The organism is Allomesorhizobium camelthorni, assembly GCF_011045125.1.
GTDB lineage: Bacteria > Pseudomonadota > Alphaproteobacteria > Rhizobiales > Rhizobiaceae > Allomesorhizobium > Allomesorhizobium camelthorni.
On sequence record NZ_JAAKZF010000011.1, the window covers coordinates 45,113 to 56,787 of the forward strand.

The window sequence follows — 11,675 nt, forward strand, 5'->3', positions numbered from 1 at the left end:
TTTACAGCTCGGTGCGAACTTTCCAGAGTTCCGGAAACAGTTCAACCTCAAGCATCTTGCGCAGGTAGGAAACGCCCGACGTTCCGCCGGTGCCGCGCTTCAGGCCGATGATGCGTTCGACCGTGGTGACGTGGTTGAAGCGCCAGCGGCGGAAATAGTCTTCGAAATCGACGAGCTTCTCCGCCAGTTCATAGAGCATCCAGTGCTTTTCGGGCGCGAGATAGACCTGCCGCCAAGCAGCGAGCACGGCGTCGTTCGATGTGCGTGTAGCGCGCCAGTCGGTGCGGGTGGCGTCCGCTCCGACATCGAAGCCCTGGCGTGAAAGCAGAAGCAGCGCTTCGTCATAGAGGCTCGGCTCGGCGAGGATCTGCTCGAGTTCGGCGACCACCTCCGGCCTGTGCGCATGCGGCTTGAGCATGGCGTCGTTGCGGTTGCCGGCCAGGAACTCGATCGCCCGGTACTGGTATGACTGGAAACCCGACGACTGGCCGAGCGAGCCGCGGAACTGGGTGTATTCGGACGGCGTCATGGTCCGGAGCACGTCCCACGCGCCCGTCAGCTGCTCGAATATCCGCGCCACGCGCGACAGCATCTTGAACGCAGGCTGCAGCCGGTCCTCGTGGATAGCCTTGGAAGCCGACCGTATCTCGTGGATGGCGAGTTTCATCCACAGTTCGGAAGTCTGGTGCTGGATGATGAACAGCAATTCGTCATGCGCGCCGGACAGCGGCGACTGCGCATGGAGTATCTTTTCGAGGTGCAGATAGTCGCCATAGGACATGCGCCCGCGAAATTCCATCTGGGCGCCTTCGGGGGCGGCGGGATGGGGGGTGCCTGTCTGCGTCATGCGGCGTATCCCAGATCGGCGGCGCGCGGCCGCCTCGCGTCAGTCATTGCTCCAGAATTGCAGAACGATCATAAAGTTTCAAGCATGAAATTTTATGATTAAAATATCTTGGTGACGTTTGCCCGATGGCGTGTTGAGATTCAGGTCAAGCCGCGCTGGAATCGTAGATGGGCGCGCAGCGACCAAAATGGCGGATTTCGGGTACCGGAACGGAGCGTACGTTTAGGTACGCGAGTACCGGAAGCGCGGAAAGCCGTCATTCGCAAGCCGGCATCACCTGAATATCGACACGCCTACCCGCGGCCGACATACGGCATCTTGGTCGCCATCACGGTCATGAACAGCACATTCGCGTCGAGCGGCAGGCTGGCCATGTGGACGACGGCGGCGGCGACGCGCTGAACATCCATTACCGGTTCCGGAGCCATCGTGCCGTTTGCCTGTGGCACGCCTACCGTCATCGGCCGGGCCATGTCGGTCAGCGCATTGCCGATATCGATCTGGCCGCAGGCTATGTCGAACGGCCTGCCGTCCAGCGCCAGCGTCTTCGTCAGTCCGGTGATCGCGTGCTTTGTCGCCGTATAGGGAACGGAGCCGGGGCGTGGCGCGTAGGCCGAGACCGAGCCGTTGTTGATGATGCGCCCGCCCATCGGCTGCTGCCGCCGCATCGCGCCGAATGCCGCGCGGGCGCAGAGGAACGAGCCGGTCAGATTGACGCCGACGACATCGTTCCAGACTTCGACCGGGATCTCGTCGATGGTGGTCGATTTGTAGCCCATCCCGGCATTGTTAAAGAGCAGGTCGACGCGGCCGAACGTTTCCACAACAGTCGCGAAAAGACTATCCACCTGCTCGGGAATGGTGATGTCGCAGGCGACCGCCAGCGCCTTGGCCTCAGTGGCGCCGGCGTCGGCGACCGCGGCGTCCAGCACGTCCTTGCGGCGGCCGCAGAAAACCGTGTTCCAGCCATTCTTGAGAAGCGCCGTCGCTACCGATTTGCCTATGCCGGTGCCGGCTCCGGTGACAATCGCGGTCTTGCCGTTCTGCATGCGAGAATCCTCCCTGGAAGAGAAGCATGGCATCGCAGATGAAGGATAATGTGGCAACCGACAAAAAGGGCGGTCATTGGCGACCGCCCCTGATCTGGATCGAGCTTGGGAGGAGGAGGAGCCGATCCGACTGATTAAAATGATGCGCTTGACCGGTTAACGAAAAGTTAACGCCGAATCATGCGCCCCAGATGGTTCCGGTCGCTGGCTTGGCCGGCGCTTCGCTTGCCGCTGTAACAGTGGCTTCAACGTGGTCGACCAAGGCATCCGGCAGCTTCAAGCGTCCGGCGAGCATGTCGAGATAGCCGCGCTCTGCCCGCGAATCCGGATCGATCGCCAGGCGCGAAGCCGTGTAGATCTCGACCTTCTGGGCGTCTGTCTTGGCGGCGTCCACCAGCGCGTCGAGGTCGAGCGGCGCTTCGATCTCGGCAAGCAGGAACTCCTCTGCCTCGCTGCCTATGCCCGACAGGCTGAGCTTGTTGGCGATTTTCTTGCGCTCGTCATCATCGATATGGCCGTCGGACTTCGCCGCGGCGATCATGGCGCGCACGAGCGTCAGCGCGAATTCCTGCTCGCCCTGGGGAGCCTGCGAAGGATGGAAGCTCGTATCCTCCGGCGGCGGCAGCAGTTCGGGCTCGGCCGCCGCGTCGGCCGGCTGCTTGCCCTTCTGGTAGTTCTGGTAGGCCTTGTAGGCGAGCCCGCCGATTGCCGCGAGGCCGCCGAGCTTGAGCGCCGACCCCGTAACGGCCCGGCCAGCGCCTGTTCCGAGCAGCACCGCCACAAGCGCGCCGGCGGCCAGCGGATTGTCCTTGGCCATCTGCGTCGCCCTGCCGGCATGGTCGCGGACAGTGGATTCCGTGCCCGGAACTTTCGAGCCGAGCAGATCGTCGAGCAGCTTCTTGGGATCGAACATCAAAGGCCTCCAGCAAAGACACCGGCACATGCCCGGGCCGGTTTCCGGTGCGGCGGAAGTAGGCAGCAAAACGCGACATTACAATGACGCGCGACGAGACCCCGGTCAGCTGCCGATGTGGCGAAGCCCGCGCTTCTCCGCGATTTCCACCTGCCGCTGGCGCTCGGCGTAGCGGGCGCGATCCTCGTCGGAACGCTGGTCATAACAATGCGGACAGGAGACGCCGGCGCTGAATTTCGGCGACACGCGTTCCTCCGCGGTCAGCGGGTGGCGGCAGGCGCGGCAAAGCTCCGACTGCCCCACTTCCAACCCGTGCGAAACCGAGACCCGCTCGTCGAAAACGAAGCACTCGCCCTGCCACAAGCTCTCTTCCGCCGGCACCTCTTCCAGGTATTTCAGGATGCCGCCCTTGAGGTGGAAGACCTCTTCGAGGCCGAGCGATTTCACATAGGCGGTGGCCTTCTCGCAGCGTATGCCGCCGGTGCAGAACATCGCCACCTTGCGGCCTTCGAGCTGATCGCGATGGCGCGCAACCCATTGAGGAAACTCGCGAAAACTCTTCGTCTGCGGATCCATCGCGCCCTGGAAGGTTCCGATCGACACCTCGTAATCATTGCGCGTGTCGATGACGATGGTCTCGGGATCGGCGATCAGCGCGTTCCAGTCGGCCGGTGCGACATAGGCCCCGGCCCCATGTCGCGGGTCGATGCCCTCGACGCCCATGGTGACGATTTCACGCTTCAGCCTGACCTTCATGCGGTGGAACGGCATTTCGGCTGCAACGCTGTACTTTATCTCCAGCCCAGCCAGTTCCGGCATCGCCTCCAGCCAGCCGATGAGTTCGGAAATCGCCTGTTCGCTGCCGGCGACGGTACCGTTGATGCCTTCCGAGGCAAGCAGCAGCGTGCCCTTGATGCCGCGGCCGCAGCAGAAAGCGGCGAGCGGCGCGCGCAGTTCCTCGAACCGCTCAAGCCGGCAGAACCGGTAGAGGGCGGCGACGCGGAAGCCTGGATTTGCGGGCGAAGTGTCCATGGCGTGTGGATAAATCTCTCGTGCGAGCAATTCAAGGCACGGATTTATCCACATGAAATCAGCGGCTTGGCTTCAGCGCGCCAGTGCAACACCGCGGAATTTGTTCACTTCCGCCGGGGCGGGGCGAAAATCACGCGGATTGACGCCAAAAAGGAAGGATACACCGAGCATGTTCACCGACGAAACCAGACGCGAAATCGCCGCCATCGCCAACGACCTCGAACTGGAGCCGGAAGCGCTTCTGGCGATCGCCGAGGTGGAGAGCGGCGGCAAGGGGTTCGCCATTGTCGGCGGCAGGCCCGAGCCGCTTATCCGTTTCGAGGGCCATTATTTCGACCGGCGGCTGTCGCCGGCAAACCGGCAGCGGGCGCGGGCGGACGGTCTCGCCTCGCCGGCGGCCGGCGCGGTCGCCAATCCGAGGACGCAAGCCGGACGCTGGGCACTCCTCGCAAAAGCCTGCGCGATCGACGCAAGCGCCGCAAACGAAAGCGTGTCCTGGGGCATCGGCCAGGTGATGGGCGCGCACTGGGCCTGGCTCGGCTATGCCGATGTCGACGCGCTGGTGGCGGAGGCGCGCTGCGGCGTCGCCGGGCAGGTCCGGCTGATGGCGCGCTACATCGAAAAGGCCGGACTGACGGCGGCGGTGCGACGGCGCGACTGGGAGGCCTTCGCGCGCGGCTATAACGGGCCGCAATACCGGCGCTACGGCTACCACAGGAAGTTAGCAGCGGCTTACCACCGCTTCCGTGCCGAATCCGGGGAGCCCTTGCCGGAGAAAAGAAATACGGCGCTCAGGATCCCGAGAAGCCCTGCCAGGAAAGCGCTTCCGGCGACGGCGATTCCGACGAAGACGCAGACGCAGACGCGGACGGTCAGGCCAGTGAAGCCGCGCTTCTGGAACAGGCTTGCTCGGACATTTTCAAGCTTCCTCGGGCGAGGCTGACCGGCCCGCTTTCGTGGACTTGGCGGGATGCTTCTGCTAATCCCGGCTGAAATCCCGAACGGCACAGAAGGCGCCCATGGCCAGCAAGACTGAAAAACTCCTGTCGCTCCTCGATGGCCAGCCGGTGATCCCGGTGCTGAAGATCGACAGGGTCGCCGATGCCGTGCCGCTGGCGCGGGCGCTTGCCCGCGGCGGCTTGCGCGTCATCGAGATCACGCTGCGAACTGCGGATGCGCTGGAATGCATCCGCCGGGCGGCGGGCGAGGTCGAAGAGGCGATCGTCGGGGCGGGCACCATACTGGATGCGCGCCAGTTCGACGAGGCGGCGGCGGCCGGCTCGAAATTCATCGTCAGCCCGGGCGTCACGCGCGAATTGCTGGCGGCCGCCGGCGGCAGCGAGGTGCCGCTGCTGCCCGGCGCGATCACGCCGGGTGAGATCATGGCCGCGCGGGAAGCCGGGCTGGACTTCCTGAAATTCTTCCCGGCCGAGCAGGCCGGCGGCGCGGCGTTCCTGAAATCGCTGGCCTCGCCTTTCGGCGGCATAAAATTCTGCCCGACCGGCGGCGTCAGCGCCGGCAACGCCAAAGACTATCTTGGCCTGCCCAACGTCACCTGCGTCGGCGGCTCGTGGGTTGCGCCCGACGATCTGGTGAAGGCCGGCAAATGGGACGCCATCGAAGCTTTGGCCCGGGAAGCCGCGACACTGCGCAAGGGCTAACGGGAGGTTCTCGATTTCGACGTCGTCAGGCGTCGATCTTCCCCACCACTTCGATTTTCGGATTCCGGAATCCCATGGCGATCCACGCACGAAGGAGTTTTGCGTAGAAGGATACGGTATGGCTTTTCAGATTGGGGATGTCGTCCGGCAGGTTGGAAGCATCGGACAGGTCGCCTGCCATGGTACGCATCTCCGCTTTCGGCCGCGCCTCAGCCGGCCAGAGATGCAGATAGATGCTCAGCCAGTGCGCGCCCTTCATCTCCAGGAAGACCGGCGTGTTGCAACAGGTCGCGACAACGCGCCGAGAACCCGAATCGGCGGACAGCCGGAATTCACTCATGTGCTCCGCGCCGGACAGGATCCGGACTCGATCCTTGCGATATTCCGCACAAGGCGTCGCGCGGTATGATGTGAGGATATTCCTTGCGCCGGGGAGGGTCGCGAGACGATCCGCAGCAGCCCTGCAGCTGTTGCACAGGCATTCGGATACAAGGATCGGTGCTCCCAGCACCTCCAGGCGTGTCCGTCCGCAGCTACATCCGATAATGGTAGTTCCGCTCATCTCTGTGCCATTCTCCGCGACGTGAAACAGGCGACCATGTCCTCTCGCATGCGTCGAGCAATGGTCATCTGCTGCCGATCACCAGCCGGTTGCCTTCGCTGTCGCGAAATTCCGCAACCGTGCGACCCGGCTGCCACGGAGCCTCCTGCGGCTCGGTGATGATTTCCGCGCCTTTCGATTTCAGGGATTTGACGGTCGCCTCGACATCGTCGTCCACCAGCACCAGGACCGGCTCTGCCGACGGTGCGTCGTCCTTGCGCCTGACGAAATGCAATGCCGTCTCGGCGCCGCGAAATTTTAGCTCGATCCACCGCCAGCCATCCTTGCCCATCGGCGCGTCGGCGGCGACTTCGCAGTCGAAATGGTCGGTGTAGAACTTCCTGGCGCGATCCTGGTCGAATACGGGAAGCTCGGCGAATTGTATGTGCATGGTAGTCCTCCTGCTCGTTTTCTCGGGAAGCCGCGACACGGACTGTCTGCGCGCCCCTCTCCTTGCATCCGGTGTCGGGGCAAGTGCAAACTAGACCGTCCAGTACCGTAGTTGCACAAAACTAGACTGTCCAGTACCATAGAGTCAATCGGAGTTTTGATTCAGGGGTTGGCGGTTTCGTGGCGGATTTGGCTTCAGCAAAAACACAGGAGGGGACCGATGCCCCGAACCGCTCGACGCGCAAGCGCAAGGCGATCCTCGACGCCGCCACCGAGGTGTTTCTGAAGAGCGGTTATCTCGGCGCCAATATGGACGAGATCGCAGCGCTTTCCGGGGTGTCGAAGCAGACCGTCTACAAGCATTTTTCGAGCAAGGAGGCGCTGTTCATCGAGATCGTGACCTCGATGACCGACAACGCGGGAGACGTTGTGCGCAACGAAGTGGCCGAGCTCGACGAAGGCGGCGATGTGGCGGAGTATCTCGTCGACTATGCGTATCGACAGCTGAAGGTGGTGCTGACGCCACGCATCATGCAGTTGCGCCGCCTGGTGATCGGCGAGGTCAGCCGCTTTCCGGAACTGGCCAGGGTCCTCTACGAACGGGGGCCGGCGCGCGCATTGGCGGCGCTCGGGGCGATGTTCGAACGGCTCGCGGCACGCGGTCTGCTCACGATCGAGGACCCTGCGCTCGCCGCTTCCCATTTCAACTGGCTGGTCATGTCCGCCCCGCTGAACCAGGCCATGCTGCTGGGTGACGAGGCGATACCGAAACCGGCCGAGCTTCGCCGGCATGCCGCGGAAGGCGTGCGCGTGTTCCTCGCGGCGTATGGCAGGCGGTGACTGTGGCTGGTGACGGAAGAACGCAAATCGAAACGAAGCGCCTGTTGCTGCGGCCGCATCTTGCCGGTGATTTCGAGGGATACACGGCGCTTTGGGCAGGCGCGCCGGACAGACCCGCGCGGCAGAGCCCGTTGGGAGATTTGAACGCAGAGGAGGCTTGGGCGCGGCTTCTCCGTTTCATCGGGCACTGGAAAGTATTCGGTTATGGTCCTTTCCTGGCGATCGAGCGGACTTCCGGTACAGTCGTCGCGGAGGTAGGCCTCGCCCGATTCCGTCGTGGCGTCGGCGAGGACTTCGACCGGGCGCCTGAAGCGATGTGGAAAATCGATGACCGCCATCAAGGAAAAGGCATAGCTTCGGAAGCCATGGCGGATATCATGCCTTGGTTCGATGCAAGGGGCGAGGAAGGCAGAACCGTATGCATGATCCACGCAACGAACACCGCGTCGATACGGATCGCCGACCGATTGGGATTCCAGCGGTTCGGTCAGGCGATCCACCGCGGAAATCCGGTGCTGCTTTTCGAGCGCATCAGGCCGATCTCCGAGGATTCAGGAAGAAGCTAGCTGCACACGATCGCACCGAAACGTTCCGCGGGTATATTGTCAGCATAGCCAACAAAAAAGCGCCGGAGACCGGCGCTTTTCTTGCAGCTTGCGTTGCCGCTACTGGAAGCGGGCTACCGACAGAAATTTGACGGCCTTGCCGGAGAAGCGGTTGGCGTCGGCGACCTGGTCGCCCTGCTGGAAGCCGGCGGTATAGACGGCGCGCGGCGCGGTCCGCACGATGTTGTAGGCGAAGGACGGCGCGGTCGTGTTCTGCCCGGCCGTGGTGACGTAGTCGCTGTGCAGCACCCAGCGCGCGGCCTGCGGCTGCGCGGCCACCACCACCGGCTTCGGATCGGGCTTGGTGTCGCGGGCGCTTGGTCGCGGCGATTTGCGTGTCGTCTTGACGCCGGAATCCAGCGCCGAAGCCGCGTCGGTTCCGGCCGGACGGCTGGCGACGGCCGCACGCGGCGTAACCGTCGTGGCGAGCGCAGCGACACGGGCGCCGTTGGACTTGATGACCGCTTCAAGCGCGGCTTTCGAATCGGCCGCGACCGTGCCTGTGCTGGCCGGCTCGGGCCGTGTGGCGGGAACCGCCGCGAGATCGAAAACGGCTTCGGCTTCGCTCGGACGGCTGGACGGCAGCGGCGCGAAGGCGCTCATCGGACCCTCGTCAGCCGAGGCCATGGCGAGCAGGACCGGAGCGGCCGCGACATCCGCCTTAGCGAGCACCGCCGCCGGCGGGGCGTAATCGGGACGGCGCGTCGGCAGCGGGATGCCAGGGGCAAGCTCGGCCTCGGCGGCAGGCGCTTCCTCCGGCAGTGGCGCTGCTGCGACTCCGAACGGAACCTGCTCGATCTTGGCGGCAGGCGCTTCCTCCGGCAACGGCTCTGCGGCTGCTCCGAACGGAACCTGCTTGGCTTCGGCCAGTGCGGCGACGGTCGGGCCGACCTCGCTGTCAGGACGCGGCGCGAGCATGGGCACCGGAACGCTGCGCGCGGGCAGCGCGGCGATGATGGTTTCGGGCGTCTCCTCGCGCGGCTCTTCGGCCTCGGCGACCTGCGGAATTTCGGTGCGCTGCGCCTGGTCTGGCGAGACGATCTGTATGCCCGGCAGCTGCTTCTTGTCAGCCTGCTGCGGCTGCGGCTGTTCGGCCACGGCCTTCCTGGCGGCCTGGGGCTTTTCTTCGACCTTCGAACTTGCGGCCGCAACGACGGCGACCTCGCCGCTGCTCTCTTCTTCCTCGTCCGCGCCGCCGCCGAAAATGGCCGCAAAGAGATTGGTGCGCTTGCCGCTGCTGGAGCTGGAGCTGGCAAGCGCCAGCGCCGTTGCGCCGCTCTTGCTGCGCGCCTTGTAGGAAGCCAGCGCCGTCTCGAAGCCGGGCAGCGGCTTGCCGTCGGTCGGCACGTGCAGCGTCTTGCCGTTCGGGAAGACGGAAGCGAGTTCGCTGCGGCTCATGCGCGGCCAGTGGCGGACATTGCCGACATCCATGTGGACGAAGGGCGAGCCCGAGCGCGGATAATAGCCGACGCCGCCACCCTGCGCCCTGAGGCCGGTGTCGCGCAGCTTCTTCAGGCTGACGCCCGGAATGTAGAAGTCCATCGCCTTGCCCAGCATATGCTGGCTCTTGTTGGCGACGCCCTTGGAGCGCTTGCGCAGCATCGAATTGGTGGCGGACGAACGGTAGGCCGAAACGACGTGGATGTAGTCGCGCGCGCCGACCGCCTTGTAGGTCTCCCAGACAAGGTCGAGCAGGCGCGGGTCCATCCGGGTCGGCTCGTTGCGGCGCCAGTCGCGCAGGAAGCGGTTGATCTTGTTGAGGCCGGACTGATCGTAGCGCCCGTTGCGCTTGAAGGTGATCTCGGCCTTTTCCTTGGTGTGGATGAAATAAAGCTTCAGCGTCCGCGTTTCGGCGCTTGCGACGGGCGCTGCCATCAGAAGAAAGCTGAGGGCGAGCATGAAAGCCGCAAGCCATTTCGGCCAGCCGGTCGATACGAGTCGCCGGGTCGTGTGTGGCTCGGTTCTATTCAAATCAAAAGGCCTTCAGCCGTTTGTCCCCGGATTTGAAGCCCGGACGCGTGAATCTGACGTCCGAATATCGATCCTAATGGTTAATCACAGTTTATTGAAGTCGAAATGCGGCAGCCCCATGGCGATATCCCGGCAAAAATGCCGAACGAATTTCATGGTAAACGACGCCTTATAGCGCGAAGCTTACGCCGTGCTGGCCGGGCCTTTTCTCAGGAAGCGAGCTTTTCGGAGCGGCCCGTTTCCGGGTCGATCCCGTACTCTTTCAGCTTGCGGTAGAGGGTCGAGCGGCCGATGCCGAGCCTGCGCGCGACCTCGCTCATCTGACCATTGTAATGGTCGATCGCCATCCTGATCATTTCGAGCTCGACCTCGGCCAGCGAGCGCACATTGCCGCGCTCGTCGAGCGCCTTCAGTATGCCGAACCGGATTTCCGCGGCCGGCCGCAACGGCGTGGTCCTGTCTTCAGTTGGAGCGCGCTGGGCCTCCAGCGGGGCGGCAACGGGTTCCGGCTCGCCGCGATCCAGATTGACGGTGCCCTCGACCTGCGCCCTGATCTGCGGGAACTCCTCCTCGGTCAGCGTTTCGCCTTCGCACAGCACGGTGGCCCGGAAGATGGCGTTTTCGAGCTGCCTTATGTTGCCCGGCCAGTCATAGGCCTGAAGCATCGACAGAGTGCGCGCCGAGATGTCGGTGATGCGACCGCGCGCCTCAGTGGGCGCGACGCGCCCCATGAAATGGCGCACGAGATGCGGAATGTCGTCGCGGCGGTCGCGCAGCGGCGGCACGAAAATCGGATAGACGTTCAGCCGGTAGAACAGGTCCTCGCGGAATTTGCCGTCCTTGACCTGCTGCAGCAGGTTGCGGTGGGTGGCCGAGATCAGCCTTATATCGACCTTGACGGTCGAGCGCCCGCCGACCGGGTCGACCTCGCCGTCCTGAACCGCGCGCAAGAGCTTGACCTGCACGTCGAGCGGCAGGTCGCCGATCTCGTCGAGGAACAGCGTTCCCGAATGCGCCTCGACGAACTTGCCAGCGTGCTTTTCGGTCGCGCCCGTGAACGAGCCCTTCTCGTGGCCGAACAGGATGCTTTCGACCAGATTGTCGGGGATGGCGCCGCAATTGACCGTGACGAAGGGTTTTGAACGGCGCTCGCCGGAGCCCTGGATGGCCCGGGCGACGAGTTCCTTGCCGACGCCCGATTCGCCCTCGATGAGGATCGGAATGTTGGAGGCGGCGGCTTTCTGCGCCAGCCTGAGCACGCGGTCCATGGCCGGGCTGCGGGTGACGATATCCTTGAAGGAGAGCGTGCCGCCGCCGCGTTTGGAGGAGCGCTTCGCCTCCATCTCGCGCGCCTCGACCTTGAGCGCATTGTCGATGGCCGTGCGCAGCCGCTCCGGCGAGGCCGGCTTGACGACGAAGTCGAACGCGCCGTTGCGCATCGCCAGCACCACGGTCTCGATGCCGCCCTGCGCGGTCTGCACGATGACCGGCAGATGGATGCCGCGCTCGGCCATGGCCTTGAGCACGCCGATGCCGTCCAGCCCGGGCATTGAGAGATCGAGGATGACGACGGCGACCGGACGGGCCTCAGGCCCCTCCAGCAGCTTCAGCGCCGCCTCGCCGCCATCGGCGACGAGCGCCGAGTGGCCGAATTTCGTCACCGCAGCCTCGAGCAGCCGGCGCTGCACGGGATCGTCGTCGACTATGAGTATGCAGGCTGCCATGAATGACATATTTCGTTAGCAGATGGCGGGTACGGGCGTTAT

General features: G+C 64.1%; 12 protein-coding genes. 4 read left to right on the plus strand and 8 right to left on the minus strand.

Annotation, left to right across the window (positions count from 1 at the left end; translation table 11 throughout):
- Position 1: 1 nt before the first annotated feature.
- The 4 genes from kynA to trhO all read right to left on the minus strand — a co-directional run bounded on the left by kynA (position 2) and on the right by trhO (position 3,841).
- The gene (gene kynA / locus G6N73_RS11225; RefSeq protein WP_165027584.1) at positions 2-847 is read right to left on the minus strand and encodes a tryptophan 2,3-dioxygenase; all 846 of its coding nucleotides are present in this window, start codon (positions 845-847) and stop codon (positions 2-4) included.
- 293 nt (positions 848-1,140) lie between these two features.
- A complete protein-coding gene (locus G6N73_RS11230; RefSeq protein WP_165027586.1) occupies positions 1,141-1,896 on the minus strand; it encodes an SDR family oxidoreductase in 756 nt (251 codons plus the stop codon).
- A gap of 178 nt (positions 1,897-2,074) precedes the next feature.
- Complete coding sequence (locus G6N73_RS11235; protein WP_165027588.1) at positions 2,075-2,809, minus strand: tellurite resistance TerB family protein; 735 nt, start codon at positions 2,807-2,809, stop codon at positions 2,075-2,077.
- 105 nt (positions 2,810-2,914) lie between these two features.
- Positions 2,915-3,841 carry an oxygen-dependent tRNA uridine(34) hydroxylase TrhO gene (trhO, locus tag G6N73_RS11240; protein ID WP_165027590.1) on the minus strand — a complete coding sequence of 309 codons (927 nt, stop codon included), beginning with the start codon at positions 3,839-3,841 and terminating at the stop codon, positions 2,915-2,917.
- Positions 3,842-4,010: 169 nt separating this feature from the next.
- Here trhO and G6N73_RS11245 point away from each other — a divergent pair, with 169 nt between their 5' ends.
- Both G6N73_RS11245 and G6N73_RS11250 read left to right on the plus strand, forming a co-directional pair.
- Positions 4,011-4,784 (plus strand): N-acetylmuramidase family protein, encoded by a 774-nt coding sequence (locus G6N73_RS11245; RefSeq protein WP_165027592.1) that lies wholly within the window; start codon positions 4,011-4,013, stop codon positions 4,782-4,784.
- A gap of 76 nt (positions 4,785-4,860) precedes the next feature.
- Complete coding sequence (locus G6N73_RS11250; protein WP_165027594.1) at positions 4,861-5,502, plus strand: 2-dehydro-3-deoxy-phosphogluconate aldolase; 642 nt, start codon at positions 4,861-4,863, stop codon at positions 5,500-5,502.
- A gap of 25 nt (positions 5,503-5,527) precedes the next feature.
- Here G6N73_RS11250 and G6N73_RS11255 read toward each other — a convergent pair whose 3' ends face one another.
- Complete coding sequence (locus G6N73_RS11255) at positions 5,528-6,064, minus strand: GFA family protein (protein WP_165027597.1); 537 nt, start codon at positions 6,062-6,064, stop codon at positions 5,528-5,530.
- Positions 6,065-6,128: 64 nt separating this feature from the next.
- A complete protein-coding gene (locus G6N73_RS11260; protein WP_165027598.1) occupies positions 6,129-6,494 on the minus strand; it encodes a VOC family protein in 366 nt (121 codons plus the stop codon).
- 179 nt (positions 6,495-6,673) lie between these two features.
- On the opposite strand from G6N73_RS11260, the gene G6N73_RS11265 reads away from it, so the two are divergent.
- Both G6N73_RS11265 and G6N73_RS11270 read left to right on the plus strand, forming a co-directional pair.
- Positions 6,674-7,333, plus strand: coding sequence for a TetR/AcrR family transcriptional regulator (locus G6N73_RS11265; RefSeq protein ID WP_343044598.1), 660 nt, complete (start codon positions 6,674-6,676; stop codon positions 7,331-7,333).
- A gap of 2 nt (positions 7,334-7,335) precedes the next feature.
- Entirely contained in the window at positions 7,336-7,899 is a 564-nt protein-coding gene (locus G6N73_RS11270; protein WP_165027600.1) for a GNAT family N-acetyltransferase, read from the plus strand.
- Positions 7,900-7,998: 99 nt separating this feature from the next.
- Here G6N73_RS11270 and G6N73_RS11275 read toward each other — a convergent pair whose 3' ends face one another.
- Together G6N73_RS11275 and G6N73_RS11280 are read right to left on the minus strand one after the other, a co-directional pair.
- Positions 7,999-9,837 (minus strand): peptidoglycan L,D-endopeptidase MepK, encoded by a 1,839-nt coding sequence (locus tag G6N73_RS11275; RefSeq protein WP_165027602.1) that lies wholly within the window; start codon positions 9,835-9,837, stop codon positions 7,999-8,001.
- A gap of 281 nt (positions 9,838-10,118) precedes the next feature.
- Positions 10,119-11,633 carry a sigma-54-dependent transcriptional regulator gene (locus G6N73_RS11280; protein WP_165027604.1) on the minus strand — a complete coding sequence of 505 codons (1,515 nt, stop codon included), beginning with the start codon at positions 11,631-11,633 and terminating at the stop codon, positions 10,119-10,121.
- Between the last annotated feature and the right edge of the window lie 42 nt (positions 11,634-11,675).

Excerpts from the sequence above, each read along its gene's own strand:
- G6N73_RS11235 (WP_165027588.1), bottom strand. The coding sequence starts at position 2,809 with ATGTTCGATCCCAAGAAGCTGCTCGACGATCTGCTCGGCTCGAAAGTT.
- kynA (WP_165027584.1), bottom strand. The coding sequence starts at position 847 with ATGACGCAGACAGGCACCCCCCATCCCGCCGCCCCCGAAGGCGCCCAG.
- G6N73_RS11260 (WP_165027598.1), bottom strand. The coding sequence starts at position 6,494 with ATGCACATACAATTCGCCGAGCTTCCCGTATTCGACCAGGATCGCGCC.
- G6N73_RS11275 (WP_165027602.1), bottom strand. The coding sequence starts at position 9,837 with ATGCTCGCCCTCAGCTTTCTTCTGATGGCAGCGCCCGTCGCAAGCGCC.
- G6N73_RS11280 (WP_165027604.1), bottom strand. The coding sequence starts at position 11,633 with ATGGCAGCCTGCATACTCATAGTCGACGACGATCCCGTGCAGCGCCGG.
- trhO (WP_165027590.1), bottom strand. The coding sequence starts at position 3,841 with ATGGACACTTCGCCCGCAAATCCAGGCTTCCGCGTCGCCGCCCTCTAC.
- G6N73_RS11245 (WP_165027592.1), top strand. The coding sequence starts at position 4,011 with ATGTTCACCGACGAAACCAGACGCGAAATCGCCGCCATCGCCAACGAC.
- G6N73_RS11250 (WP_165027594.1), top strand. The coding sequence starts at position 4,861 with ATGGCCAGCAAGACTGAAAAACTCCTGTCGCTCCTCGATGGCCAGCCG.
- G6N73_RS11230 (WP_165027586.1), bottom strand. The coding sequence starts at position 1,896 with ATGCAGAACGGCAAGACCGCGATTGTCACCGGAGCCGGCACCGGCATA.
- G6N73_RS11255 (WP_165027597.1), bottom strand. The coding sequence starts at position 6,064 with ATGAGCGGAACTACCATTATCGGATGTAGCTGCGGACGGACACGCCTG.